The organism is Collimonas sp., from assembly GCF_035566375.1.
Taxonomy (GTDB): Bacteria; Pseudomonadota; Gammaproteobacteria; order Burkholderiales; family Burkholderiaceae_D; genus Collimonas.
This window is the reverse complement of sequence record NZ_DATMRK010000051.1, coordinates 26,351-52,110: the sequence shown is the minus strand read 5'-3', so window position 1 is coordinate 52,110 and position 25,760 is coordinate 26,351. Positions and strand designations below refer to the sequence as shown.

Sequence of the window (25,760 nt, the reverse complement as noted above, 5' to 3'; positions counted from 1 at the left end):
AGGCCTAGCCGCCACCGGACCATGTAAAAAACCACGCAATGACTGTTGCGTGGTTTTTTTTCAGCGGTGCGCGTGCGGGAAGTGCAGCGTAAATACGGTCATCTGATCCGCGCTTCGGCTTAGTTCAACCCGGCCGCCGTGCAGTCTCATGATCGATTGCACGATGGCCAGGCCGAGCCCGGCCGATGAAGCCGAATCACTGCGCGCCGGGTCGACCCGGTAAAAACGATCAAACAGCCTCGGAACCGCCGCTGCCGCTATCTGCGGTCCGGGATTGCTGACCGTGATCAAGGTCGCTTGCTCCGCTGGTTTCGCTTCCAGCCGAATCGCCTGGCCGGCAGCGGTATAACGAATTGCGTTAGCGACCAGATTGCTGATCGCACGCCGTAACAGCATCGCATCGGCCCGCACATTGCCGGATGCGACAATGTTCAGGCGGACGCCGCTGTCTTCCGCCACTCCTTCAAAATAGTCGGCGATACGCTGTAATTCCAGGCGGCAGTCGAGCTGCTCGAAGGCGAGCGCGACATGTGCATGATCGGCGCGCGCCAGGAACAACATATTGTCGAGCATGCGCGCCAGTCTTTCATACTCCTCCACGTTGGATACCAGCAGTCCTTGATATTCTTCCTGCAAGCGTGGCTGCGCCAGCGCCACCTGGGTTTGCACCATCAGGTTATTGATCGGTGTGCGCAAGTCGTGCGCCAGGTCGGCGGAAAATTGCGAGAGACGCTGGAAGCTGTCGTGCAGGCGATCCAGCATGCTATTGAACGCCAGCACCAATTGCTGCAACTCATACGGCGCGCTGGCGACATCCAGGCCGCGGTCAAGGCGTTGCGCGGTGATGGAATGCGCCTGTTGCGCGATCAGGCGGGCAGGGCGCAAACCGCGCCGCACCAGCAGGTAACCCAGCAGGGCTGCCAGGATCGCACCCGATAATGCGGCGCCGAGTATCTGATTGCGATAGCTGGCCAGCAGCTTCAGGCTGTCGCTGATATTGTGGGCAACGATGATTTGCACTTTTTCGCCGCTGCTGTCGACCTTGGCCCAGAGCGCCGTTGCCCGTACCGGCAAACCGGCCGAGGTGCGCAGGTTTTGCCGGGATTTTTCATCCGGTGTCTGGTCGACGGCCGCCATCGGCAAGGCCGGTAAACTGCCGGCCTCGGGCCTGGTGTCCAGCAATGGCGCACCGTCTGCGCTGCGCAGCATCAATAGCAGATCATTGTGACCGAGCGTCGCATCCATGAACGAGTGCGGGTCGTCGCGAATGGCCTGGACCGATCTGGCCTTGGCAACCAGATGCCGCATCAGCGTGATTTTTCCCATCAGCTCCTGGTCGTCGTGGCTCTCCAGCTGGCGCGCCAGCGAATAATACAGATAGCTGCCGACCAGGGTAAACGTGAGCAATGTCGCCAGCGCAAACAATAGCGCCAGACGCACGGTAAGCGAGCGTGGCCCCCAGTGTCTCAAGTGCGGTCCTCCAGCACGTAACCCATGCCGCGCACGGTGTGAATCAAGGGCGGCGCATAGGGTTCGTCGATCTTGATGCGCAAGCGCCGGATGGCGACATCGACGACATTGGTGTCGCTGTCAAAATTCATATCCCAGACCTGCGACGCGATCAGCGAGCGCGACAATACTTCAGACTGGCGTTTTGCCATCAGATGCAACAGGGAGAATTCCTTGGTGGTCAGGTCGATACGCTCACCATTGCGGGTGACGCGCCGTTTCATTACATCGATTTCCATATCCGCGATATGCAACAGATCGGATTCTCGCAGCGGCCCGCGCCGCAGCAGGGTACGGATCCTGGCGACCAGTTCGGCAAACGCAAACGGCTTGACCAGATAGTCGTCGGCTCCCAGTTCCAGGCCTTTGATGCGATCGTCAACCTCGTCGCGTGCGGTTAAAAACAGCACCGGCGTCGAATGGGTCTTGCGCAGCTCGCTGATCACCAGCCAGCCATCCATGCCGGGCAGCATGACGTCCAGCACGATCAGATCGTAGTCCTCCGAAGTCGCGCGGTGCAGACCGTCGACGCCAGTCCTCATCCAATCGACCACATAACCGGATTCACTCAGTCCTTTGCGCAGGTATTCACCAGCCTTGGGCTCATCTTCTACCAACAGGATGCGCATATATCACCCTTCTGCTTGCCTATGTTTGCCGCCGATTATCTTACAGAAAGCAGCGGTGGTGGATTACAAAAGCGTAATCCAGCCGTCACCTTCCGGTTTCCGTCTGCTTCCTACACTTGCCTTCAACGATCTGGCCGTTGCAAGCGCTTTAGTGAGTGACTTGCCTGCAAGCAGCGGCTTCCTCGTTGAACTCTTTCTTAATTTCTGGAGATTGAAATGAACGTAAAACAGTTATTTGCCATCGTGACTTTATTGGCTGCCAGCGGCGTCGTGCTGGCGCAAGCACCTGCCGCCGACAAACCGGCAAGCGCTGCCAAGAGCAGCAGTACTGATAGCAAAGCCACGGTAGCCCAGGAAACAAGCAAGCCGGCTGAAGGCAAAAGCAAGTCCTCTGCGCATGACCACAAAGAAGACGGCCCGAAGAAGTCGATTCATTCCGGCGCCTGATAGCACAATCCCGCGTAACTCATCTCTCCGACGCGGCAAGCGTGCTACGGAAGCCGCATCCCTCGTTGGAGGTCTTTGAAAAATTATTCATGAGGCAGATTTCATGGCGCGGGTCTAACGGCCCGTCAGCCATGCAAGCTGGGACATCTGTAGCTGTTTTTAGGAGAGCCGGCTATGTACAAGCTTTTATTGCCGATCGGTTTAGCGGCATTGGTCTGCCAGCCGTCTTTGGCGCAGGAGATAAGACCGGAGACTGTGCAGCCCAATATCAATTACAAGCTGCCGCCGCTCAGCAGCAGCGATGCGGGCGGCAAGCTGACGCTGGAACAGGCGCTGGCGCAAGCATTCAAGTCCAATCCGGAACTGGCTGCTGCGGTACTTGAAGTAGAAGCAGTCAAAGCCTCGATTTTGCAAGCCGGTGCAAGGCCCAATCCGGAATTCTCGACCTTGCTGGAAGATACGCGCAAGGCGACCCGGACTACCACGGTACAGCTGAATCAAGCGTTGGAATTAGGTGGCAAACGCGGTGCGCGGATTACCGCCGCAGAAAAAGGACGGGATGCGGCGCAAGCCGATCTGCTCGCCAAGCGTGCCGATATACAAGCGGAAGTAGTTGCTGCCTATTTCTCAGTGCTGGAAGCACAAGAGAATCTGAAATTGCTGCGAAACTCCTTGCTACTCGCTCAACGCGCTACTGCAATCACCTCGAAACGCGTTATCGCCGGCAAGGTGGCGCCGATCGAGGAAACCAAGGCGCGGGTTGCCGAAGCCGGTGTCCAGGTCGAGTTGCAACTGGCCGATAGCGCCTTGAATATTGGGCGCCGCCGCCTGGCCGCCACTTGGGGCGACAGCAGGCCAGCGTTTGCAACTGTCGACGGTGAAATCAACAATTTACCGGCGCTGCCTGAGATGAGTACGTTGCAGGCACGGCTGCAAGATTCACCAGCTTTTGCCAGAGCGCGGCTGGAAGTTGAACGGCGTCAGGCTATGACCGAGCTGGAGCGTAGTCGTCGGATTCCCGACCTCACCGTCAGCATCGGCGGCAAGCGGGTACCGGAAGACGGGCGTACCCAGATGATTCTCGGCCTGTCGATTCCAATTCCTGTTTTTGACCGTAATCAAGGCAATTTGCTGGAAGCCTTGCGCCGCACCGACAAGGCCCGCGACGAACAGAAAAGCGCTGAACTACGGCTCAAGGGCGAGCTGGCGGATGCCTATGAACGCTTGAAGTCGGGACGTCAGCAAGTGGTGGCGTTGCAGAACGAAATTCTGCCGGCTGCGCAGAAAACCTATGACATCACTACCAAGGGTTTTGAACTCGGGAAATTCAGTTTCCTGGAAGTGCTGGATGCGCAGCGCGTATTGTTTCAAGCCAAATCACAGACCCTGCGCGCACTCGCCGATACCCATCGCGCTGCTACCGAAATCGAACGCGTAGTAGGGGCTTTTCCGTCAAGCGACTCCTTGTAGTCGGCTTGTTAGTCAACTTATTAGCCAACTTATACAGCAGCCAATATGAAAATCAATTTGAGCAAAAGCAAAGCCGTTGCGGCCGGCGTGGCAACGATTGTCGTGCTGATAGCAGCCGCGGTATATCTGAGTAGCGGCAGCAATGCCGGCGAAGCACAGGATGAGGCCACGCACCGGGAAGCGGCGGCGCACGCCGATGCCGAACATCACGACCAGACTATGCAGGCCGGATCTTCCCAGGAAGAAGGCAAGATAGAGCTGGACGAGGCCCAGGTCGCTGCGGCCGGCGTCAGACTTGAGAGCGCTGGAGTGGCAAAAGTAAAGACGGCGATTACCTTGCCGGGGGAAATTCGCTTCAATGAAGACAAGACCGCCCACGTAGTGCCGCGTCTGGCGGGCGTGGTGGAGCAGGTCGCGGTCAGTCTGGGGCAGCAGGTCAAGCGCGGGCAATTGCTGGCGGTGGTGGCCAGCACCGGCCTGGCGGAACAACGCAGCGAATTACTGGCAGCGCAAAAGCGTTACGCCTTTTCTCGCACTACCTACGAACGGGAAAAGAAGCTGTGGGAAGAAAAAATATCCGCAGAACAGGATTATCAGCAAGCGCGCCAAGTCATGAACGAGGCCGAAATCGCCTTGCAGAATGCACGTCAAAAACTCAATGTGCTGGGCACCGGAGCAGGCAGTTCCGGCGCCTTGAATCGTTATGAAATCCGGGCGCCGTTCAATGGCCTGGTGACCGAGAAACACATCGCGCTGGGTGAAGCGGTAGCGGCCGACGCCAGCATTTTTACTATCTCTGACCTGTCGACGGTGTGGGCCGAAATTATCGTGCCGGCCAAGGATCTGAACCTGGTGCGGCTGGGCGAAAAAGTCAAGATCAGCGCCACCGCCTTCGAGTCGACCGCGAGCGGCAGCATCTCCTATGTCGGCGCCTTGCTCGGCGAGCAGACCCGTACCGCCAAGGCCCGCGTCACCCTGGCCAATCCGGATATGGCCTGGCGGCCGGGTTTGTTTGTCAATGTCGAGGTGGTTGCCAGCGATGCCGAGGTAGCGGTGGCGGTGCAGCCGCAAGCGATCCAGAACGTGGATGACAAACAGGTGGTGTTCGTCCGCATCGCCGACGGTTTCATGGTGCAGCCGGTAACTACCGGCCGCGCCGACAGCCAGCATGTAGAGATCGTCAAGGGGCTCAAGGTAGGCGCACGTTACGCGACTGACGGCAGCTTCGTTCTCAAATCGGAACTCGGCAAGAACAGCGCCGAACACGCCCACTGATGAAGCAAAGGATCCGATCTCATGTTTGAACGCATCATACGTTTCTCGATTGAGCAACGCTGGCTGATCATGCTGGCGGTGTTCGCGATGGCTGCACTCGGCATTTACAACTACCAGAAACTGCCGATCGATGCAGTGCCGGATATTACCAATGTCCAGGTGCAGATCAATACCGCTACGCCAGGCTATTCACCGTTGGAGACTGAACAGCGTGTCACTTTTCCGATAGAAACGGTGATGTCGGGCTTACCGCATCTGCAACAGACACGTTCGCTGTCGCGCTACGGCCTGTCGCAAGTGACGGTGATTTTCAACGATGGCACGGATATCTATTTCGCGCGCCAGATGGTGAACGAACGGATCCAGGAAGCCAAGGGCAGATTGCCGGCCGGCGTGACGCCGGCGATGGGGCCGATTTCAAGCGGCCTGGGCGAAATCTACCTGTGGACCGTGGAAGCCAGGGATGGCGCAAAAAAAGCCGATGGCAGCGCCTACACGGCGACCGACCTTAGAGAAATCCAGGACTGGATCATCAAGCCGCAATTGCGCAACGTCAGCGGCGTCACCGAAATCAATTCAATCGGCGGGTTCGCCAAGGAATACCAGGTTGCGCCAGTGCCGGAAAAACTGGCCTCGTATGGTTTGACCCTGCAGGATATCGTCACTGCGCTGGATCGCAACAATAGTAACGTCGGCGCTGGTTATATCGAAAAACGCGGCGAACAGTTGTTGATCCGTGCTCCGGGCCAGGTCAGTTCAATAGAAGATATCCGTAACATCATCCTTGGCAATGTGCAGGGGGTGCCGATCCGTATCCGCGATGTCGGCGAGGTTGGCATCGGCCGCGAACTGCGCACCGGCGCCGCCACCGAAAACGGCCGCGAAGTGGTGCTGGGTACGGTATTCATGCTGATCGGCGAAAACAGTCGTGCAGTGTCGCAGGCAGTCGATCGCAAGATGGTGGAAATCAACCGCAGTTTGCCGGCCGGGGTGGAGGCGGTCACGGTATACGACCGCACGGTGCTGGTCGACAAGGCGATCAACACCGTCAAAAAGAATTTGCTGGAAGGCGCCATCCTGGTGATCGCGATTCTGTTCCTGTTCCTCGGTAACATGCGCGCCGCGATCATTACCGCGATGGTGATTCCGCTATCGATGTTGTTTACCTTTACCGGCATGGTCCAGTACAAGGTCAGCGCCAACCTGCTCAGCCTCGGCGCACTGGATTTCGGCATCATCATCGATGGTGCGGTGGTCATCGTCGAAAATTGTGTGCGGCGGCTGGCGCATGCACAGGCGCACCACGGGCGGCCGTTGACGCGCAGCGAGCGCTTCCATGAAGTATTTGCCGCCTCCAAGGAAGCCCGTCGTCCCTTGTTGTTCGGCCAGGTCATCATCATGGTGGTCTACCTGCCGATCTTTGCGCTCACCGGCGTCGAAGGGAAAATGTTCAATCCCATGGCCTTGACGGTGGTGATCGCCTTGGTCGGTGCGATGATTTTGTCGATTACCTTCATCCCGGCTGCAGTGGCGCTGTTTATCGGCAAACGCGTATCGGAAACCGAAAATTTCCTGATGCGCGGCGCCAAGCGCTTTTATGCCCCGGTGCTGGAATTGGTGATGGAGCGCAAGGCTGCGGTGTTGAGCGGCGCGCTCATCGTGCTGCTGCTATCGGGCTTGCTGGCAACCCGTCTCGGCAGCGAGTTCGTGCCGAGCCTGAATGAAGGCGATATGGCGATCCAGGCCATGCGTATCCCCGGTACCAGCCTGACGCAATCGCTGGAGATGCAAAAGCAGATCGAAACCACATTGAAGCGGCAATTTCCCGAGATAGAACGGGTGTTCGCTCGCACCGGAACCGCAGAAATTGCCTCCGATCCGATGCCGCCGAATATCTCCGATGGCTACATCATGCTCAAGCCGGAAGCCAGCTGGCCCAAGCCGAAGAAATCGCGGCCAGAGTTGCTGGCCGCCATTCAGGAGGCCGCCAACAGGATTCCTGGTAATAACTACGAATTTTCACAGCCGATCCAGCTGCGTTTCAACGAGCTGATTTCCGGCGTACGCAGCGATGTCGCAGTCAAGATATTCGGTGACGACATGGCGGTCTTGAACGATACCGCCGATAAGGTCTCGACGGTGCTGGGCAAGATCACCGGCGCGGCCGAGGTGAAAATCGAGCAGACTTCCGGTTTGCCGATGCTGACGGTGAATATCGACAGGGATAAAACTGCGCGCTACGGCCTCAATGTGGCCGATGTACAGGATGTCGTAGCCACTGCGATAGGCGGCAAGGAAGCCGGCACCTTGTTTCAGGGCGACCGCCGTTTCGATATCGTAGTGCGCCTGCCGGAGGAGTTGCGTAGCGATCTGGAGATATTCAAGCGCCTGCCGATTTCCTTGCCTCGTAATATCAGTGCCAGTGCCAGTGCCGGTGCCGGTGGCGAAGGCCGCACCAACTATATTCCATTGGGCGAAGTAGCCAGCCTGGAACTGGCGCCGGGGCCGAATCAAATCAGCCGCGAAAACGGCAAGCGGCGGATCGTGGTGAGCGCCAATGTGCGAGGCCGTGATATCGGCTCGTTTGTCGCCGAGGCCGAGACCAGGCTGCAGCAGCAAGTCAAGATCCCGTCCGGGTACTGGACCAGCTGGGGCGGCCAGTTCGAGCAGCTGCAATCGGCTGCTCAGCGTTTGCAGATCGTGATCCCGCTAGCTTTGCTGCTGGTATTCACGCTGTTGTTCGCCATGTTTGGCAATATCAAGGATGGTTTGCTGGTATTCAGCGGCATTCCGTTTGCATTGACCGGCGGCATCGTCGCTTTATGGCTACGTGGAATTCCCTTGTCGATTTCGGCGGCAGTCGGTTTCATTGCCTTGTGCGGCGTGGCTGTGCTGAACGGCCTGGTGATGATCGCCTTTATCCGCAGCTTGCGCGAAGAGGGCCGCAGCCTGGATGTGGCAATCCGCGAAGGGGCCTTGACACGCTTGCGGCCGGTGCTGATGACGGCGCTGGTGGCGTCGCTGGGTTTTGTGCCGATGGCGATTGCTACCGGCACCGGCGCTGAAGTGCAGAGGCCGCTGGCAACGGTGGTGATCGGCGGGATTCTGTCGTCGACCATCCTGACCTTGCTGGTGCTGCCGATCCTGTACCAGTTATTTCACCGTCGTGACGATGAAGGCGCGGATCAAATAGGCGAGACCGCAGCAAACCGCTAGACGCGTTTCCTGACGCAATCGATATAGGCAGCGCCATCCGGTGGCAAGCCGCTGCGTTGCGAATTCCAGATCATCTCGCCCAGGCATTCCATGATGTGGTGATGGGCTTCATGTTCCGATTGCAGGCGTTGGGTCAAGGCGGTCGCGGCGGCGCGTATGCCAGGCGGCTGGTCGATCGAGATTTGCTCAGCAATCGACAGATGCATGGACAGGTGCAGGAAAGGATTGGTGCGGCCGTTCTCGACCGAATAATCGGCGCTCAGTGCGGCGTCGACATCTTTCAGATCGTCGGCATATTCCGGGTGCTGCGCCAGCCAGTCGCTGGCGATGGCTTCCAGCGGTGTCAGGATTTCATTGGCGCGGTGCTTGCGATAGGTTTCGCAGAAAAAGCGGCGGACGTCGTCTTGAGATGGATTGAACATGATGTTAGCTGATCAGTCTGGCGACGCCGAAAGCGACGGCCGCAGCGAGGCCGCCGACCACCAGGGTTTGCAGCGCCGATTTAAAGGCACCGGTGCCGGTTACGCTACCTTTCAGGTAGCCGAAGATAAACAGCGCCAGCAGTGTGACTACGATGGAGGCGGCGAGGGCGCGCGGAATGGAAGTCATCAGCATGTACGGCGCCAGCGGGATCAGGCCGCCGACCAGGTAGGACAGCGCGATGGTCACAGCGCTTTTCCTGGCCGCAGCCGGTTGCGGTTCTTCCAAGCCGAGTTCAAAGCGCATCATGAAGTCGCGCCAGGCAATCGGATTACGTTCCAGTCCGGCCAGCATCGGCTCGCACTCCTGTTTGGTGACGCCGTATTGCGCCATGATATCGATCACTTCCTTGCGTTCGCGATGCGGTACTTGCCGGATTTCCTGCTCTTCGCGGTCGCGCTCGGCGTAATAGTGCTGGCGCTGGGTGCGTCCGGCCAGGTAGCCGCCCAGGCCCATGGCGATTGAGCCGGCGGCAATTTCCGCAACGCCGGCAGTGACCACGATGTTGATGCCGACGGCCGCGCCGCTGATGCCGGCGGCCAGCGCAAACGGCACCGTCAAGCCGTCAGCCATGCCGATGACTATGTCGCGTACGGTGTCGCTGGCTTCGAAATGGTGTTCGGTATGCGGGTGAGTGTGCTGCATGGATTCAGACCCCTTTTTCCGGTAGCGGTGTTTTCGCCTTGAAATCGCAGAGGTCCGCAATATTGCAGTTCCAGCACAGCGGCTTGCGGGCGATGCAGGTATAGCGGCCATGCAGGATCAGCCAATGATGCGCATCCAGCAGGAATTCGGTGGGCACCAGTTTCATCAACTTGTGTTCGACCGCGTCGACATCCTTGCCGGGCGCGATGCCGGTGCGGTTGGCGACCCGGAAGATGTGGGTGTCGACTGCAATCGTCGGCACGCCAAAGGCGGTATTCAGCACCACGTTGGCAGTCTTGCGGCCGACGCCGGGCAAGGCTTCCAGCTGTTCGCGGGTACGCGGTACCTGGCTGTCATGCTGGGTCACCAGCATGCGGCAGGTTTCGATCACGTTCTTGGCCTTGGTGCGATATAAACCGATGGTCTGGATATACGGAATCAGGCCGTCGACGCCGAGCGCGTAGATTTGCGCCGGCGTATTGGCAACCGGGTACAGCTTGCGGGTCGCCTTGTTGACCGAGACATCGGTGGCTTGCGCCGACAGGATCACCGAGATCAGCAATTCGAACGGCGAGGTGTATTCCAGTTCGGTGGTCGGATGCGGCATGGCGGCGCGCAGGCGGGTAAATATTTCCCGGCGTTTTTCAGCATTCATTGCGAGTCCTTGGCGGCCTGTTCGGCTTGTTGTTCTTTCTTCAGCCGGGCCCGTTCGATGGCAGCCTGAATGATGGCTTTCTTGCGCTGTTGTTCGGCTTGTTGTTCCGGGGTGGCCGCAGATTCGGCGGCGACTGCCTTGAGTTTTTCCGCTGCCTTGGCAGCCAGGCGCTCGTCGTTCTCCTGTTTTTCGCGCGCCAGCCTGAGTATATGGAAATCATGGCGAGCGCGGGCTTCATCGGCTTGCTGCTGGGTCCAGGCGTCCCAGCCGGTGCGGGCACCGCTGACGTCGACCATGGTGATGCAGTCGACCGGGCACGGCGCCAGACACAGATCGCAGCCAGTGCAGAGATCGTTGATCACCGTGTGCATTTGTTTGGCGCCGCCGGCGATGGCGTCCACCGGACAAGCCTGGATGCAGAGGGTACAGCCGATGCAGACAGCTTCATCAATGACCGCCACCGGCCGCGGCCGTTCGGCGCCGTTGGCCGGGTTCAGCGGGATGACTGGTTTTTGCAGCAATTGCGCCAGCCGGGCCACGCCTTGCTGACCGCCGGGCGGACACTGGTTGTAACTGGCGCTGCCGTCGGCGATGGCTTCGGCATAGGGGCGGCACGCCGGATATCCGCACTTGGTGCATTGCGTCTGCGGCAGCAGCGCTTCAATACGGTCAGCGAGGGAAGGCGAGGGTAGGACTGGCACAGGCGGCGGGGAACTGGATGATGACAACATAGACTCTATTATCCGAGTAAACAGTCGGTGCGCCAAATGAAAAAAGCCGTTCCTGGCGAAGGAACGGCTTTTACAGCGGATTTTTGCCGCTCAAACGACTGCCGTTAAGCGTTGTTCTTGATAAATGTGCTTATTTTCGGGCAAATCACTTCGCGCCAGCGGCGGCCAGAGAAAATCCCGTAGTGGCCGCATTTCTCCGCCGTGAAATGTTGTTTTTTGGCTTTCGGGATGGAACTGCACAAATCGTGCGCAGCCTGGGTTTGCCCTGGACCGGAAATGTCGTCTAGTTCGCCTTCGATGGTAAACAGCGCGACACTTTTGATATCTTGCGGCCGCACCAGCTTGCCCCCAACTTCCCAAGTGCCATGCGGCAGGGCGAAATCCTGGAACACGGTCTTGATGGTTTCCAGGTAGTACTCGGCCGGCATATCCAGCACCGCGTTGTACTCGTTATAGAATTTGCGATGGCTGTCGGCCGATTCGTTGTCGCCTTCACGCAAGTGCATGTAGAAATCCCAATGGCTCTGGGCATGACGGCTTGGATTCATCGCAACAAAACCTGCATGTTGCAGAAAGCCCGGGTATACCTTGCGGCCGAAACCAGGGTAGTTGGAAGGCACGCTGTAGATCACCGTGTTTTCAAACCAGCTGAACGGTTTCTCGGTCGCCAGGTTATTGACATCGGTCGGCGACTTGCGCGGATCGATCGGGCCGCCCATCATGGTCATGCTCTTCGGCAGGTGGCTATCCTTGGCGGTCGCCATCAGTGCGATAGCGGCCAATACCGGCACCGTCGGCTGGCAGACTGAAATTACATGCAGGTCCGGCCCCAACTGGCGGATGAAATCCTGGACGTAATATATATAGTCATGCAAATGGAAAGGGCCGGCGCTGGCAGGCACCATGCGGGCGTCGGTCCAGTCGGTGATATAGACGTCATGCTCAGGCAACAGGCCGCGCACGGTATCGCGCAACAGGGTCGAATGATGGCCGGACAAGGGTGCGACCAGTAACACGGTCGGCTGCTTGAGAGCGGTCAATTCCTTGGCGCTCAAACTCTTCTTGAAATGCAGCAGGCGGCAAAACGGCAGGGTGGTGGCGACTTCCTCGACGATTCCGACCGGTTTGTCATTGATCAGCGTGCTGTCGATTTCGAATTCAGGTTTTTCATACTGTTTGCCGAGGCGGTACATCAACTCGTAACCGGCGGCGATGCGTTGCGCGAATGGCGTGTGGGCTAGGGGCGAGATCGGATCGGTGAAGAGTCGGCTGCCAGCGTCGGCCCATTGCACCAGAGGAAGCAGTAAAGACCGGTTGAATTCGTGAAATTGATAGAGCATGCCTTACCTCTTGGGTGATTCATTGCGGTGGTTCAGTGCAACGGTTTAGCGTAAAAATATTGCACTTAATGCAATTTAAGTACCATTTTATCTTATGCACGGAAATGTCGCAAAAATCCTGTAGTTTCACAACAACGGCAGAAAATAGAGTAAACGATTTGGCCGCAAATATACCACTTGCTTCACCTAAACAGCGCATTTGACGCACAGTTTGAGTGCTTGCACTCAAAGTATCGTCTTAAGATTTCTGAGGGGCAATGAATTTGTTTGAATAACCGTAACAAAAGCCCGTAATAGGAACGGAGTTGCCATACGGATCCAGCGCTGCCTGGCCGGTTTCGCATGACAACTCCGCTGTGTTACTTCAGTGTTATGGCATTAGCCACGTTTGGCAGGGTAGGTAAAGGCGGGAAGTGCCTTGATCGTATCTTTGGTAGCGTCTGGCAGCGTGATCTTGCCAGCATCTTCCTTGATCTGATTGACTGGAATCGCCACGTCATGACGATCGATGCCGACGAAGCCGCCAGCACCAATAATCACGAATGAGACTGCCTTCTCAGGCGACACGATCAAGTCATCGATCTTGCCGATCTTTTCCTTCTTGGCGTTATACACGGTTTGACCGATCAATTGCTTTTTTGCGCTCCAGCCCTTGATCACGACGTCCATTTCAGAAACCGACACACCCAGCACCGCGCTGCCGGCGACTTGGGCGTGCACAGGGGCCAGGACAGCCATCAATACGCCAGCGCATATTGCAAATTTGCTTACAGTATTTCTCATGTAAATCTCCTTGGTGGTTGAGTGCCAGAGCGGATATGCGCCAGGATGGCCATCCGATCCGGCACTGGTGGTTGGTTGAAAACATGTCTTGTCTCTGATCTCTTGTGAAGCAGCGCCATCCTGGCAATTGCAAAAATGGCGGCTCCGTGTATGGCTTAGCCCTTGCTGGCCGATGCCGCTACCGGTGTTGCTGTCGGCGTTGCGGCCTCAACCCAGCCGCCGCCCATCACCTTGTACAGCGTGACAAAGTTCGACAGCCGCGACAATTGCAGTGCGGCCAGGTTCTGCTGCGCGCTATACATCGCCCGTTGCGAGTCGAGCAAGGTCAGGTAGCTGTCGACGCCGCTGCGCACTCTCGCATCCGACAAGCGATAAGTTTCGGCAGTGGCTTCAGCCAGCGACATCTGCGCCTGCAATTGCTGATCCAAGGTGCCGCGCGCCGCCAGCGCATCGGCAACCTCCTGGAAGCCGCTCTGGATCGCTTTTTCATATTGGGCAACGGCGATCTCGCGTTCGACTTTCGCTACTTTCAGGTTGGCCAGATTGGCGCCGCCGTGGAAGATCGGCAGATTGATCTGTGGCATGAAACTCCAGGAACCGGCGCCGGCCTTGAACAGATCGGACAGTTGCGCGCTCGATGCGCCGCCGCTAGCCGTGAGCGAGATGCTCGGGAAGAAGGCGGCGCGGGCGGCGCCGATGTTGGCGTTGGCTGCCTTGAGCTGGTGTTCCGCCTGCAAGATGTCGGGCCGCCGCTGCAATACCGCCGATGGAATATCGGCAGGCAGTTCGGTGAAGCTGGTCACTTCCGCCAGGCGGCCGTCGGGCAGCAGCGCCGGCGGCAGCGGGGTGCCGAGCAATAGCGCCAGCGCAGTCTGGTCTTGCGCCACCTGCTGCGAGTATTTCGCGACATCGACGCGGGCGCTGTCGACGCTGGTCTGAGCCTGGCGCAGATCGAGCTCGGACGAAACGCCTCTTTGCATGCTGCGCAAAGTAAGGTCGTAGGAAGCCAGTTGGCTATCGCGGGTGTCCTTGGCGATATTCAGATGATACAGATCGGCCGACAAGGTCAGGTAGGCGTTGGCGACTTCGGCAATCAGGCTGATGTGGGCGCTGCGGCGCGCTTCTTCGGTCGCCAGATAGCTTTCCAGTGCTTGCTGGTTGAGGCTGCGGACGCGGCCGAAGAAATCCAGTTCATAAGCGCTGAACCCGATGCCGGCACTGTAGGAATGGCTGATGGTCGGCGCGCCGCTGGTCGATAGCGAAGCCGGCGTGCGCTGGCCGTTGCCGCTGCCGCTGGCGTTGATTGCAGGCAGCAGATCGGCGCGTTGAATCTGATATTGCGCGCGCGCCTTCTCGATGTTGAGGATGGCGACCCGCAGGTCGCGGTTATTGGCCAGCGCCAGCGCGATCATTTGCTTGAGCTTGTCGTCGCGAAAATAATCGCGCCAGCCAAGTTCGGCGGTGCTGGCGGCCGGCAGCGCCGGCGCTGTTTGAGTGGCGGCGCCAGCCGGCCAGGTCTGCGCTGTCGGCATGGCCGGACGGGTGTATTCCGGCGTCAGACTGCAGGCCGACAAGGTCAGGCACAGCAGGGCGAGCGAGGGGAGGGTTCTGTTAGTCATGGATCAGTTCTCCACCGATGGTGAGGCAATATCTGGAGTTGCTGCCGCGGCGGACGGCTTGCTGCGGCCGCCGAACAGATGCGTTACCACCACAAAGAACAGTGGCACGAAGAAAATCGCCAGGAAAGTGGCGGTCAGCATGCCGCCGATGACGGCGGTGCCGAGCGCGTTCTGGCTACCGGAACCGGCGCCGGTGCTGATCGCCAGCGGCAACACGCCCAGTACGAAGGCGATCGAGGTCATCAAGATAGGCCGCAGGCGCAGACGCACTGCGGTCAGGGTGGCCGCGATCAGGTCCTTGCCGTCGTCGTATTGCTCCTTGGCGAATTCGACGATCAGGATCGCGTTCTTGGCCGACAGGCCGACCGTGGTCAGCAAGCCGACCTGGAAATACACGTCGTTGGATAAGCCGCGTGCAGTGGTCGCCAGCAAGGCGCCGACTACACCGAGCGGCACCACCAGCATCACCGCGAACGGGATCGACCAGCTTTCATATAATGCGGCCAGGCAAAGGAACACAATCATCAGCGAAATCGCATACAGCGCCGGTGCTTGCGCGCCGGACATCAACTGCTCGTAGGAGAGGCCGGTCCATTCGAAACCGATGCCTTTGGGCAGGGTCGCGGCGATTTTTTCCATCGCATCCATGGCCGTTCCGGAGCTCACGCCGGGGGCCGGCGAGCCGAGGATTTCAGCCGATGACACGCCGTTGTAGCGTTCCAGCAGCGGCGAACCATAAGTCCATTTGCTGCTGGCGAAAGCCGAGAACGGCACCATGTTGCCGGCAGCGTTGCGGACATACCATTTATCCAGGTCTTCCGGCACCATGCGCGAGGCTGCCTCCGCTTGCAGGTAGACCTTTTTGACCCGGCCTTTGTCGATAAAATCGTTGACGTAGCTGCTGCCCCAGGCAATCGATAAGGCGTTGTTGATATCCGTCAGCGCCAGGCCCAGCGCTTGCGCCTTGGCCTGGTCGACTTCGATCTTGAATTGCGGCGTGTCGTCCTGGCCGTTGGGGCGTACCGCCGCCAGCGCCGGATCCTTGGCCGCCGCCGCCAGCAATTGATTGCGGGCCGCCAGCAGTTTTTCATGACCGAGTCCGGCCTCGTCTTTCAGTTCGAAGTCGAAGCCGGAAGAGTTACCCAGTTCGGATACCGCCGGCGGCACAAAGGCGAACACCATCGCATCGCGGATTTTCGAGAACGTTTGCATGGCGCGGCCAACCACGGCGTCGGCGCGCAGATCGGCACGGTTGCGGACCTTCCAGTCGCGCAGCTTGACGAAGGCAAGGCCGCTGTTCTGGCCCTGGCCGCCGAAGCTGAAGCCAGCCACGGTAAACAGAGATTCGACCGCGCCTTTTTCGTCGTTGAGGAAATGATTCTCGACTTGCTTGAGCACTTCCAGGGTGCGTTCCTGGGTGGCGCCGGTAGGCAGTTGTATCTGCGCAAACAAGATGCCCTGATCTTCTTCCGGCAGGAAAGAAGTCGGCAAGCGCATGAACAACAAAGCCATGACGGCGACGATGGCGACATAAATCACCAGATAACGCTTGCTGTTATTGATAAAACGCCCCACGGTCGATTCGTATCTGGTGGTATTGCGCGCAAACATGCGGTTGAACCAGCCAAAGAAACCATGTTCTTTTTCAATCGACTGACCCTTGGCGACCGGCTTGAGCATGGTCGCGCACAGCGCCGGCGTCAAAATCATCGCCATCAATACCGACAGCACCATGGCCGACACGATGGTGATCGAGAACTGCCGGTAAATCACGCCGGTGGAGCCGCCGAAAAAAGCCATCGGGATGAACACGGCGCACAGCACCATGGCGATGCCGACCAGCGCGCCGGTGATCTGGCCCATCGATTTGCGGGTCGCTTCCAGCGGCGACAAGCCGTCTTCCGACATCACCCGCTGGACGTTTTCCACCACCACGATGGCGTCATCCACCAGCAAGCCGATCGCCAGCACCATGGCGAACATGGTCAGGGTATTGACTGAGAAGCCGGCCAGCGCCAGCACCCCGAAAGTCCCTAGCAGCACTACTGGAACCACGATCGTAGGAATCAACGTGGCGCGGATGTTTTGCATGAACAGATACATCACCAGGAATACTAGAACCACGGCTTCCAGCAAGGTCTTGATCACTTCTTCGATCGAAATCTTGACAAATGGCGTGGTGTCGTAAGGCATCACGACTTTCATGCCTTGCGGGAAAGTGCCAGACTGTTTGACAATAAAGTTTTCGACCGCCTTGGCGGTGTCTAGGGCGTTGGCGCCGGTCGACAAGCTGATCGCCAGGCCGGTTGCATCCTTGCCGTTGTAACGCGATTCGACGTTGTAGCTGGCGCTGCCCAGCTCGACCCGGGCGACATCGCTGAGCAGCACCGAGGAACCGTCGGTGTTGGTGCGCAGCAGGATATTGCGGAATTGTTCTGGCGTTTGCAAGCGGGTCTGGGCGGTAATGGTGGCGTTCAACTGCTGGCCTGGAATAGCTGGCGTGCCGCCCAGCTGCCCCATCGAAATCTGGGCGTTCTGGGAAACGATGGCGTTGCTGACATCGGTCGGGGTCAAGCCGTAATTGTTCAGTTTGCTGGGGTCCAGCCAGATCCGCATCGCATATTGCGCGCCAAACAGCTGGACGATACCGACACCCGGCAAGCGGCTGATGGGGTCTTGCAGATTGGCTGCCACGTAATCCGAGAGATCGGCCCGATTCATGCTGCCGTCATCGGAAACAAACCCGAGCACCATCAGGAAACTCTTCGAGGCTTTGCTGACCGCAATCCCCTGTTGCTGCACTTCTTGCGGCAACAGCGGTGTCGCCAGTTGCAGTTTGTTTTGCACTTGCACCTGGGCGATGTCGGGATCGGTGCCGGCGTCGAAGGTCAGCGTGATCTTGACGCTGCCGGCGGAATCGCTGGTCGAGGCCATGTAGCGCAGATGATCGATGCCGTTCATCTGCTGTTCGATGACCTGGGTCACCGTGTCTTCCAGCGTTTCGGCGGAGGCGCCGGGATAGGTGGCGCTGATCGCCACCGATGGCGGCGCGATGCTGGGGTATTGCGAAATAGGCAGCGAACCGATCGCCAGTACGCCAGCCATCATGATGATGATGGCGATGACCCAGGCAAAGATCGGCCGGTCGATAAAAAAGCGAGACATGAAGATAACTCCTTATTGCGGCTTGGCTGAGGCGGCGGGCGTGGCAGATCCAGCGGCCGCTGCCACCTTGGCTTCGATGCCGGGGCGGACTTTCTGCAGGCCGGCGACGATCACGCGGTCGCCCGCTTTCAAGCCTTCGCTGACCAGCCATTGGGCGCCGATGGTGCGGTCGACCTTGAGTGCGCGTTGTTCAACCTTGTTGTCGGCGTTCAGCACCAGCGAGCTGGTATCGCCGCGGCTGTCGCGGGTGACGCCTTGCTGCGGCACCAGGATGGCGTCGTTTTTAACGCCTTGCTGGACGATGGTGCGGACATACATACCAGGCAGCAAAGTGTGTTGCGGATTCGGGAACACCGCGCGCAGCGTGACCGAGCCGGTAGTCTGATCGACGGTCACGCCGGCGAATTGCAAAGTGCCGGCGAGCGGGTAGGTGCTGCCGTCTTCCAGCACGAGTTGGACCTTGGCCTTGCCTGCGGCGCTTTTTTCGATAGCTCCAGCGGCCAGATCACGCTGCAATTTGAGCAACTGACTGCTCGATTGGGTGACATCGACATAGATTGGATCGAGTTGCTGCACCGTGGCTAAGGAGTTGGTTTGGCTGGCGGTAACCAGGGCGCCGGCGGTAACCGTAGACTGGCCGATGCGGCCGCTGATCGGCGCCGTGACGCGGGTGTAATCGAGATTGATGCGGGCACTGTCGACGGCCGCCTGCGACGAGGCGACATCAGCCTCCGCTTGCTGGAGGGCGGCGACGGCGTTGTCGTAATCCTGCTGGCTGACCGCCTTGATTTGCACCAGGTCGCTATAACGCCCTGCCTGCAGGCCGACCGAGAACAGATTGGCGCGGGCCTTGGCCAAGGCCGCCCTGGCGCTATCCAGATTGGCCTGGTAGGTGCGGGCATCGATTTGATACAGGAGGGCGCCGGCCTTGACATCGCTGCCCTCGGTAAACGCGCGGGTCTTGATGATGCCGCCGACCTGCGGCCGGATTTCAGCGATGGTGTAGGCGCTGGTGCGTCCCGGCAGTTCGGTGTCCAGCTTGACCGTGGTTGGCGTCATTACGGCGACTTCAACTTCTGGCGCAGCGTGCGCCTGGTTTTCCGGAGTGCGGCGGTTGCATCCGCTTAGCAAAATGCTGGCGGCTAGCAGCGTGCTTAGAATAGGTATGGCGCGAGAATGACGGCGATGCATAAAATCTCCATAAATGACGTCGGGATCAGCTAGCACCCGCAAGGAGAGGTGCCCAGGGCGGGATAGCTGTTGCAATAGGGGGTACGAGTGTTGCGGCCTCAGGTGTCAGGCCGCTTCGGGGGAGTGATGGAAGATGGTTGAAGCCATGGCGGCCTGATCTCAACCGCCGCTGGTCGACTCGCGGAAAATCCGCGGGGTAGCCGCAGCGAAATCATTTGTGTAAGAGCTAGGTCGTTCATGTTGAACGCGGCGTGCTGACTTACTCCCGGTAAAGCAGGGGTAATCGCGGCACAATTTCCATATGGTCAAGGAAGCACCATTTTCACGATTGTTATCGTGTCGAAATATAAGAAATGTCTGGTTTTTCTTGTTTTAACTGTAATTGGATTTTAATTTTGCACAGGCGCGCAGCGGCCAGCTTTTATTTAGCAATCAAGTCCGGCGACATGATCGCTTTTAAATAGTTGGTCGTGATATCACCGCGTTCGCGCTGGGCGATCCACCAGACATTGCCTTTTCTGATCGACCATTCCAGCTTCTGACCCGCTATCAGCAATGCAGCGGCCTGGCCCAGCGTGGGTTGGTGGCCGATGATCAGCACCGGTTCGCGGTTGTTGGGCCAGTTGGCCACCGCCAGCAATTGCTCCGCGCTACAGTCGGGAGCGAGTTCGTGATGGGTCTTGAATTTGCGGCCGAGCGCTTCTGCCGTTTGCACCGTGCGGGTGGCCGGGCTGCTGATGATCTTGCAGCTATGCGGCAGGTTGTGGTCCAGCCAGTCAGCCATTTTCCAGGCTTGTTTGTGCCCCTTGCCGGTCAGGGCGCGGCCCTGGTCCGGTTCGCCGATTTCTGCCTCCGCGTGCCGCCATAGAATCAATTCCATGATTTGCCCTTGCTCATTTATTTGAAGATTGGGTGGGAGAAAGCGCGCCTAAAGCTAGCATCAAATGTCGTTGCGCACCGTATTGCTTTTGTCTCCGATGAGGCTTGTTTTTATGCCAGTTGCCGTCAGAGCCGAGGCTCCAGGCATTGGTATTATCTTTCAGGTAGGGCGTGAGACCCTCGTTGATGACTCTTCTCTTGAGCGTTTTGTCGTGTACCGGGAAGGCTACTTCGACCCGCCGGAACAGATTGCGGTTCATCCAGTCGGCGCTGGCCAGATAAACATCGTGCTGCAGGTTGTTGCGGAAATAATAGATGCGGCTATGCTCCAGGAAGCGGCCGATGATGGAGCGTACATGAATGTTTTCGGACAGGCCTGGAACACCTGGCCTGAGGGCGCAAGCGCCGCGCACGATCAACTCGATCTTGACGCCGTCGGCAGAGGCGTCGTACAGGGCGCGGATGACCGATTCGTCCAGCAGCGCATTCATCTTGGCGACGATGCGCGCCGGCCGGCCCTGGCGCGCAATCTCGGCTTCATTATGGATGGCCCGGATGATTTCTTTTTGCAATAAGAACGGCGCCAGCCACAGATAATCCATTTTCTTGGGTTTGGTCAGGCTGGTCAGGTGCATGAAGACTTCGTTGACTTCGATTGCCAGTTTCTGGTTTGAGGTGAGCAAGCCGAAATCGGTATACAGCTTGGTAGTGGTGGGATGATAGTTGCCGGTACCGAGGTGGGCGTAATAGCGCAGTTCGCCGTTGCCGTCCTTGTCCTTATTGCGCTCGCGGCGGATCACCAGCGACAACTTGGCGTGGGTTTTGAGGCCGACCACGCCGTACACCACTTGGGCGCCGGCGCGCTCCAGTTTGTCGGCCCAGTTGATATTGGCTTCTTCATCAAAGCGCGCCATCAATTCCACCACCACGGTCACCTCTTTGCCGCGTTGCGCGCCGACAATCAGTGCTTCCATCAGGTCGGAGTTCATGCCGGTGCGATAAATGGTTTGCTTGATCGCCACCACATTGTGGTCAAACGCTGCGGAGCGGACAAAATCGACCACCGGCTGGAACGACTGGAAGGGATGATGCAGCAGCACGTCTTTCTGCTTCAGTTGTTCGAAGATGTCGTTGCCGTTGTCCAGCTGCAGATGCGGCGGCAAGCCGGGCGCAAATGACGGGAAGCGCAAGCCGGGATTGCTGATCTGGTCGACCATCTCCGACAAGCGCACCATATTGACCGGCCCATCGACCGCGTATAAGCGGTTGGCGGCAATGCCAAACTGGTCGAGCAGAAACTGGGACAGGTGCGGCGGACAGGTGCGCGCCACTTCCAGCCGCACCGCAACCCCGAACTGGCGGCTTTGCAGTTCGCTTTGCAGCGCTTGCCGCAAGTTCTTGACTTCTTCTTCGTCAACCCAGAGATCGCTGTTGCGGGTCACCCGGAATTGCGAATAAGCCAATAGCTGGCGGCCGGAAAAAAGCTCGCCTATATGGGCATGGATGATGGACGACAGCAAACAGAACGAGCTGCCGTTGGGCGACATCACATCGGGCAGCTTGATCACGCGCGGCAATACCCGTGGCGCTTTGATGATGGCGATGGAAGTGCTGCGGCCGAACGCATCTTTGCCCGCCATTTCGACAATGAAATTGAGACTCTTGTTGACTACCTGGGGGAAGGGGTGGGCTGGATCCAGCCCGATAGGGGTTAGCAGGGGACGGATTTCCTGGTCGAAGAAGGTTTTCACCCAGGCCCGTTGTTCTTCGTTGCGGTCGCTATGCCTTAGCAGGTGGACGCCGTTGGCTGAGAGTTGCGGCAAAATGGTCTGGTTCAGGATGGCGTACTGGCGGTCGACGATCTGATGGCACTCTACGCTGGTGCGTTCAAGCGCTGCAACCAGTGCCGGTGGTTCTGCCCCATCAATTTGACTATTTGCCAGCAGGCTGGCGATACGGACTTCAAAGAATTCATCAAGATTATTACTGACGATGCATAAATATCGCAATCGCTCCAGCAGTGGGATATGCCGGTCTTCGGCCTGGGCCAGGACGCGCCGGTTGAAGGCCAGTTGTGATAATTCGCGGTTCAGATAGCTTGGATTGGCGCCTATTCTGGCGCTGGGGTGCTGGGTGGCATCGTCCGACTTGGTTTTCTTGTTCATGAATCAAGCAGCTGGTCTGATGGTTAGGGCGGAGTGTATGCAGTGAATATGACAGCTTGATGAAGAAAATGGAAGTGTTGCAAGTCACTTAATGTTTTGATACTGCGCCGCCTGGCGCTTTGCAGGGAAAACTGGGCGGCTCGATACTGCATTCCGTTATTGATTTATTGATAATTCAATCGTCATTTCGCTTCATTTTTTGCTCGTCATAAAGCTGTCATAAATGTTGGTTAGAGTTCGCCCTGTCTCAGGGGCTGTTGTGAAATTAACCTTCTTGCCAAAAGGTGCATCTCACAACAGTCTCGACTCGGGCACACCACATCTATAGTCATCAAGGGAGTAACAAATGCGATTGAATCACTTCGTCAAAGCTGCCATTCTTGCCATGAGTTCGACACTGGCGGTTTCTTCAGTCATGGCTGCGGAAATCACCGGCGCCGGCGCTTCTTTTCCTTATCCGATCTATTCGAAATGGGCTGAGGCCTATAAAGCCGCAACCGGCAACAGCCTGAACTATCAATCGATCGGCTCCGGCGGCGGTATCAAGCAGATCAAAGCGAAAACAGTGGATTTCGGCGCTTCCGACATGCCGTTGAAAGCTGAAGACTTGAACGCCGATAACCTGGCGCAGTTCCCGGCAATCATGGGTGGCGTGGTGCCGGTCGTGAATCTGGACGGTGTGGCTCCAGGCCAGGTCAAATTGACCGGCGCGGTGCTGGCAGATATCTATCTGGGCAAGATCACCAAGTGGAACGCCGCTGAAATCACTGCGCTCAATCCAGGCGTCAAATTGCCGGCTGACGACATCACCGTGGTATATCGCGCTGACGGCTCGGGCACTTCATTCGTATTCACCAGCTACCTGTCGAAGACTAGCCCAGCATTCAAGAGCGGCGTCGGCGCGGGTACTGCTGTCAAGTGGCCAGTCGGTGTCGGCGGCAAGGGTAACGAAGGTGTTGCTGCCAACGTCCAGAAGATCAAAGGTTCGATCGGCTATGTTGAATATGCTTACGCCAAGAAAAACAAACTGCAGCATACCCAGCTGAAAAATCGCGATGGCGGTTTTGTGCAACCGGACGACGAAACTTTCAAGGCAGCCGCAGCCGGCGCCGACTGGGCTAAAACCCCAGGTTTCGCAGTGGATTTCACCGACGCAGCGGGCAAGACCAGCTGGCCTATCACTAGCGCTTCTTTCATCCTGATCCACAAAACCCAGGCTGATGCAGCCAAGGGCAAGGAAGTACTGAAATTCTTTGAATGGGCCTACAAGAACGGCGGCGCTTCTGCTACCGAACTGGACTATGTCGCGATTCCTGCATCGGTGGTGAAGCTGGTGGAAGAGTCGTGGAAAAGCCAGATCAAGGATAACGCTGGTAAAGCCGTCTGGTAATTGTCGTAACTTGATGCGGACTTGACGGGTTCAGGTCCGCATTGCGAGTGTTAACCGTTGTAGCGTTGCGTTATAGCGTTATAGCGTTATAGATATGCATGGCTGGCTTTGCTCGGGAAATAGCGAGAATTGCCGGCCTGATTGAATCACCTAGTCTCCACGCGAAATATCTCCAGATCAAGCCCGGCTGGCAGTTGAAATCTTCGCCGCAGCATCTTATTCTTCATCGGATATCGCTACTCATGAGTGCAAATATTCCTGTCATGGAACAATCAATCTCACCCCAGGCAATCAGCGCTGAAGAGGCGGGTTTATCGCATCAGAGCTTGCTTGCCACGATGCGCAAGCAACGCATCCAGGATTTCCTGTTTCACAAAATCACGTTGCTGTTTTCGCTGATCGTGCTGCTGGTTTTGCTCGGCATTATCGTTGTTCTGGCGATCGGCGCCTGGCCGGTATTCCGCGAGTTCGGGCCATCCTTCATTACCACCGTCGAGTGGGATCCGGTCAATGACCATTACGGCGCCATGATCGCCATCGTCGGCACCCTGGTGACCTCGTTCATTGCGCTGGCGATCGCGTTTCCAGTGAGTTTCGGGATTGCCTTGTTCCTGACTGAAATCTGCCCGCCAAAATTGCGCCGTCCGCTGGGTACCGCAGTGGAACTGCTGGCCGGCGTGCCGAGCATTATCTACGGCATGTGGGGTTTGTTTGTCTTTGCGCCGCTGTTTGCCAAATACGGCCAGCCTTTCCTGTCTTCCACGCTCGGCCAGCTGCCGCTGATCGGCGCCCTGTTCAACGGCCCTAAGATGGGCATTGGCTTGCTGACCGCCGGCCTGATTCTGGCGGTGATGATTATCCCGTTTATTTCCTCTGTCATGCGGGACGTGTTTGAAGTGGTCCCTGCGGTGTTGAAAGAGTCTGCCTATGGTCTGGGTTGCACCCGTTGGGAAGTAGTGCGCAAGGTGGTGCTGCCGTATGCCAAAACCGGTGTTGTCGGCGGTGTCATGCTCGGCCTCGGGCGTGCTTTGGGCGAGACCATGGCGGTGACGTTTGTGATCGGCAATGCGCAGCGCTTGTCCTGGTCGCTATTTGCCTCCGGCAATAGTATTGCTTCGACGCTGGCCAATGAAATCGCCGAGGCTTCCAGCACGCTGCATGTATCCGCCTTGTTCGCATTGGGCCTGATTCTGTTCGTGATTACCTTCATCGTTTTGTCGATTGCCAAAATCATGTTGATGGGCATGTCCCGTAAGGAAGGCTCAAAATGAAAAATTCTTCGCAAGTTGACGCCGATATCCAGGCCAGTCCGCTGACCAATCAGGTCTATCGGAAACGCCTGCTGATGCATCGTTTCGGCATGCTGCTGTCTTTCCTGGCGATGGCCTTGGGTCTCGCGGTATTGGCCTGGATTCTGGCGACTCTGGTCATCAAGGGTTTTGGCGCGCTGAATCTCGGCATGCTGACGCAAAACACGCCGGCCCCTGGCTCAGGCGCGGGCGGTCTGCTGAATCCAATTGTCGGCAGCTTGATGCTAGTGGGGCTGGCAACGCTGATCAGCACACCGGTCGGTATCCTGGCCGGTATCTATCTGGCTGAATATGGCGAGGAAAGCAAGCTGGCGCAGGTGACACGGTTTATCACCGACATCATGTTGTCGGCGCCGTCGATCGTGATCGGCTTGTTTGTCTACGCTATCTACGTTGCTAAGGTTGGTCATTTCTCCGGTTGGGCCGGTACCTTTGCCTTGTCCCTGATTGCAGTGCCGGTGGTGGTGCGGACTACCGACAATATGTTGAAGCTGGTGCCCGGCAGCCTGCGCGAAGCGGCGTTTTCCCTGGGTGCGCCGCGTTGGAAGGTGGCCTTGCTGGTGCGTCTGCGAGCGGTCAAGGCCGGCGTGGTCACCGGTGTATTGCTGGCGGTGGCGCGGATTGCCGGGGAAACTGCGCCCTTGTTATTCACTGCCTTGAATAACCAGTTCTTCAGCAGCAACATGAACAAGCCGATTGCGAATCTGCCGGTGGTTATCAGCCAGTTTGCGATGAGTCCGTTTGATAACTGGGTGCCGCTGGCATGGGGTGGGGCGCTGTTGATCACGTTCAGTGTGCTGGCTTTGAACATCGTCTCGCGTTCATTGTTCAGTCAAAAAATCCCGGGCTAAGTCGACCCTC

20 protein-coding genes are annotated in these 25,760 nt (G+C 57.9%); 7 read left to right on the top strand and 13 right to left on the bottom strand.

Annotation, left to right across the window (positions count from 1 at the left end):
• Window positions 1-60: 60 nt before the first annotated feature.
• Both VNZ60_RS16920 and VNZ60_RS16915 read right to left on the bottom strand, forming a co-directional pair.
• A complete protein-coding gene (locus VNZ60_RS16920) occupies window positions 61-1,470 on the bottom strand; it encodes a heavy metal sensor histidine kinase (protein WP_325661129.1) in 1,410 nt (469 codons plus the stop codon).
• Window positions 1,467-2,138 carry a heavy metal response regulator transcription factor gene (locus VNZ60_RS16915; protein ID WP_325661127.1) on the bottom strand — a complete coding sequence of 224 codons (672 nt, stop codon included), beginning with the start codon at window positions 2,136-2,138 and terminating at the stop codon, window positions 1,467-1,469. The genes VNZ60_RS16920 and VNZ60_RS16915 overlap by 4 nt, the downstream gene beginning before the upstream one ends.
• 216 nt (window positions 2,139-2,354) lie before the next feature.
• Here VNZ60_RS16915 and VNZ60_RS16910 point away from each other — a divergent pair, with 216 nt between their 5' ends.
• The 4 genes from VNZ60_RS16910 (at window position 2,355) to VNZ60_RS16895 (ending at window position 8,546) form a co-directional block, all read left to right on the top strand.
• Window positions 2,355-2,585 carry a hypothetical protein gene (locus VNZ60_RS16910; protein WP_325661125.1) on the top strand — a complete coding sequence of 77 codons (231 nt, stop codon included), beginning with the start codon at window positions 2,355-2,357 and terminating at the stop codon, window positions 2,583-2,585.
• Between the two features lie 174 nt (window positions 2,586-2,759).
• Window positions 2,760-4,055, top strand: a complete 1,296-nt coding sequence (locus VNZ60_RS16905; protein WP_325661123.1) for a TolC family protein — start codon at window positions 2,760-2,762, stop codon at window positions 4,053-4,055.
• A gap of 45 nt (window positions 4,056-4,100) precedes the next feature.
• Window positions 4,101-5,330 carry an efflux RND transporter periplasmic adaptor subunit gene (locus VNZ60_RS16900; protein ID WP_325661121.1) on the top strand — a complete coding sequence of 410 codons (1,230 nt, stop codon included), beginning with the start codon at window positions 4,101-4,103 and terminating at the stop codon, window positions 5,328-5,330.
• Between the two features lie 21 nt (window positions 5,331-5,351).
• The gene (locus VNZ60_RS16895; protein ID WP_325661119.1) at window positions 5,352-8,546 is read left to right on the top strand and encodes a CusA/CzcA family heavy metal efflux RND transporter; all 3,195 of its coding nucleotides are present in this window, start codon (window positions 5,352-5,354) and stop codon (window positions 8,544-8,546) included.
• On the opposite strand, the gene VNZ60_RS16890 is transcribed toward VNZ60_RS16895, so the two are convergent.
• From VNZ60_RS16890 to ppk1, 11 genes are all read right to left on the bottom strand, one after another.
• Window positions 8,543-8,968: a DUF1841 family protein gene (locus VNZ60_RS16890; RefSeq protein ID WP_325661117.1), complete on the bottom strand. Its 426-nt coding sequence runs from the start codon at window positions 8,966-8,968 to the stop codon at window positions 8,543-8,545. The genes VNZ60_RS16895 and VNZ60_RS16890 overlap by 4 nt on opposite strands.
• A gap of 4 nt (window positions 8,969-8,972) precedes the next feature.
• On the bottom strand, window positions 8,973-9,671 hold the full coding sequence (locus VNZ60_RS16885) for a VIT1/CCC1 transporter family protein (RefSeq protein WP_325661115.1): 699 nt from the start codon (window positions 9,669-9,671) through the stop codon (window positions 8,973-8,975).
• A gap of 4 nt (window positions 9,672-9,675) precedes the next feature.
• Window positions 9,676-10,326: an endonuclease III gene (gene nth, locus VNZ60_RS16880; RefSeq protein WP_325661113.1), complete on the bottom strand. Its 651-nt coding sequence runs from the start codon at window positions 10,324-10,326 to the stop codon at window positions 9,676-9,678.
• Window positions 10,323-11,057: an electron transport complex subunit RsxB gene (gene rsxB, locus VNZ60_RS16875; RefSeq protein ID WP_325661111.1), complete on the bottom strand. Its 735-nt coding sequence runs from the start codon at window positions 11,055-11,057 to the stop codon at window positions 10,323-10,325. The genes nth and rsxB overlap by 4 nt, the downstream gene beginning before the upstream one ends.
• Before the next feature lie 104 nt (window positions 11,058-11,161).
• Window positions 11,162-12,397 carry a polyhydroxyalkanoate depolymerase gene (locus VNZ60_RS16870; protein ID WP_325661109.1) on the bottom strand — a complete coding sequence of 412 codons (1,236 nt, stop codon included), beginning with the start codon at window positions 12,395-12,397 and terminating at the stop codon, window positions 11,162-11,164.
• Window positions 12,398-12,775: 378 nt separating this feature from the next.
• Entirely contained in the window at window positions 12,776-13,180 is a 405-nt protein-coding gene (locus VNZ60_RS16865) for a PRC-barrel domain-containing protein (protein ID WP_325661107.1), read from the bottom strand.
• A gap of 155 nt (window positions 13,181-13,335) precedes the next feature.
• Window positions 13,336-14,799 carry an AdeC/AdeK/OprM family multidrug efflux complex outer membrane factor gene (adeC, locus tag VNZ60_RS16860; RefSeq protein WP_325661105.1) on the bottom strand — a complete coding sequence of 488 codons (1,464 nt, stop codon included), beginning with the start codon at window positions 14,797-14,799 and terminating at the stop codon, window positions 13,336-13,338.
• Between the two features lie 3 nt (window positions 14,800-14,802).
• Window positions 14,803-17,964, bottom strand: coding sequence for an efflux RND transporter permease subunit (locus VNZ60_RS16855; RefSeq protein WP_325661103.1), 3,162 nt, complete (start codon window positions 17,962-17,964; stop codon window positions 14,803-14,805).
• A 12-nt stretch (window positions 17,965-17,976) separates the two neighbouring features.
• Window positions 17,977-19,155 carry an efflux RND transporter periplasmic adaptor subunit gene (locus tag VNZ60_RS16850; RefSeq protein ID WP_325661101.1) on the bottom strand — a complete coding sequence of 393 codons (1,179 nt, stop codon included), beginning with the start codon at window positions 19,153-19,155 and terminating at the stop codon, window positions 17,977-17,979.
• 421 nt (window positions 19,156-19,576) lie between these two features.
• Complete coding sequence (locus VNZ60_RS16845) at window positions 19,577-20,035, bottom strand: SixA phosphatase family protein (RefSeq protein WP_325661100.1); 459 nt, start codon at window positions 20,033-20,035, stop codon at window positions 19,577-19,579.
• A gap of 13 nt (window positions 20,036-20,048) precedes the next feature.
• On the bottom strand, window positions 20,049-22,199 hold the full coding sequence (ppk1, locus tag VNZ60_RS16840; RefSeq protein ID WP_325661098.1) for a polyphosphate kinase 1: 2,151 nt from the start codon (window positions 22,197-22,199) through the stop codon (window positions 20,049-20,051).
• 346 nt (window positions 22,200-22,545) lie between these two features.
• Here ppk1 and pstS point away from each other — a divergent pair, with 346 nt between their 5' ends.
• The 3 genes from pstS (at window position 22,546) to pstA (ending at window position 25,750) form a co-directional block, all read left to right on the top strand.
• Window positions 22,546-23,589 carry a phosphate ABC transporter substrate-binding protein PstS gene (gene pstS / locus VNZ60_RS16835; RefSeq protein WP_325661096.1) on the top strand — a complete coding sequence of 348 codons (1,044 nt, stop codon included), beginning with the start codon at window positions 22,546-22,548 and terminating at the stop codon, window positions 23,587-23,589.
• Window positions 23,590-23,927: 338 nt separating this feature from the next.
• Window positions 23,928-24,860, top strand: coding sequence for a phosphate ABC transporter permease subunit PstC (pstC, locus tag VNZ60_RS16830; protein ID WP_414648882.1), 933 nt, complete (start codon window positions 23,928-23,930; stop codon window positions 24,858-24,860).
• Window positions 24,857-25,750, top strand: coding sequence for a phosphate ABC transporter permease PstA (pstA, locus tag VNZ60_RS16825; protein ID WP_325661092.1), 894 nt, complete (start codon window positions 24,857-24,859; stop codon window positions 25,748-25,750). The genes pstC and pstA overlap by 4 nt, the downstream gene beginning before the upstream one ends.
• Window positions 25,751-25,760 lie beyond the last annotated feature (10 nt).

Excerpts from the sequence above, each read along its gene's own strand:
- VNZ60_RS16915 (WP_325661127.1), bottom strand. The coding sequence starts at position 2,138 with ATGCGCATCCTGTTGGTAGAAGATGAGCCCAAGGCTGGTGAATACCTG.
- rsxB (WP_325661111.1), bottom strand. The coding sequence starts at position 11,057 with ATGTTGTCATCATCCAGTTCCCCGCCGCCTGTGCCAGTCCTACCCTCG.
- VNZ60_RS16870 (WP_325661109.1), bottom strand. The coding sequence starts at position 12,397 with ATGCTCTATCAATTTCACGAATTCAACCGGTCTTTACTGCTTCCTCTG.
- ppk1 (WP_325661098.1), bottom strand. The coding sequence starts at position 22,199 with ATGAACAAGAAAACCAAGTCGGACGATGCCACCCAGCACCCCAGCGCC.
- VNZ60_RS16895 (WP_325661119.1), top strand. The coding sequence starts at position 5,352 with ATGTTTGAACGCATCATACGTTTCTCGATTGAGCAACGCTGGCTGATC.
- VNZ60_RS16905 (WP_325661123.1), top strand. The coding sequence starts at position 2,760 with ATGTACAAGCTTTTATTGCCGATCGGTTTAGCGGCATTGGTCTGCCAG.
- VNZ60_RS16855 (WP_325661103.1), bottom strand. The coding sequence starts at position 17,964 with ATGTCTCGCTTTTTTATCGACCGGCCGATCTTTGCCTGGGTCATCGCC.
- VNZ60_RS16890 (WP_325661117.1), bottom strand. The coding sequence starts at position 8,968 with ATGTTCAATCCATCTCAAGACGACGTCCGCCGCTTTTTCTGCGAAACC.
- pstA (WP_325661092.1), top strand. The coding sequence starts at position 24,857 with ATGAAAAATTCTTCGCAAGTTGACGCCGATATCCAGGCCAGTCCGCTG.
- VNZ60_RS16850 (WP_325661101.1), bottom strand. The coding sequence starts at position 19,155 with ATGCATCGCCGTCATTCTCGCGCCATACCTATTCTAAGCACGCTGCTA.
- nth (WP_325661113.1), bottom strand. The coding sequence starts at position 10,326 with ATGAATGCTGAAAAACGCCGGGAAATATTTACCCGCCTGCGCGCCGCC.
- VNZ60_RS16885 (WP_325661115.1), bottom strand. The coding sequence starts at position 9,671 with ATGCAGCACACTCACCCGCATACCGAACACCATTTCGAAGCCAGCGAC.
- VNZ60_RS16865 (WP_325661107.1), bottom strand. The coding sequence starts at position 13,180 with ATGAGAAATACTGTAAGCAAATTTGCAATATGCGCTGGCGTATTGATG.
- VNZ60_RS16845 (WP_325661100.1), bottom strand. The coding sequence starts at position 20,035 with ATGGAATTGATTCTATGGCGGCACGCGGAGGCAGAAATCGGCGAACCG.
- pstS (WP_325661096.1), top strand. The coding sequence starts at position 22,546 with ATGCGATTGAATCACTTCGTCAAAGCTGCCATTCTTGCCATGAGTTCG.
- adeC (WP_325661105.1), bottom strand. The coding sequence starts at position 14,799 with ATGACTAACAGAACCCTCCCCTCGCTCGCCCTGCTGTGCCTGACCTTG.
- VNZ60_RS16900 (WP_325661121.1), top strand. The coding sequence starts at position 4,101 with ATGAAAATCAATTTGAGCAAAAGCAAAGCCGTTGCGGCCGGCGTGGCA.
- pstC (WP_414648882.1), top strand. The coding sequence starts at position 23,928 with ATGCGCAAGCAACGCATCCAGGATTTCCTGTTTCACAAAATCACGTTG.
- VNZ60_RS16910 (WP_325661125.1), top strand. The coding sequence starts at position 2,355 with ATGAACGTAAAACAGTTATTTGCCATCGTGACTTTATTGGCTGCCAGC.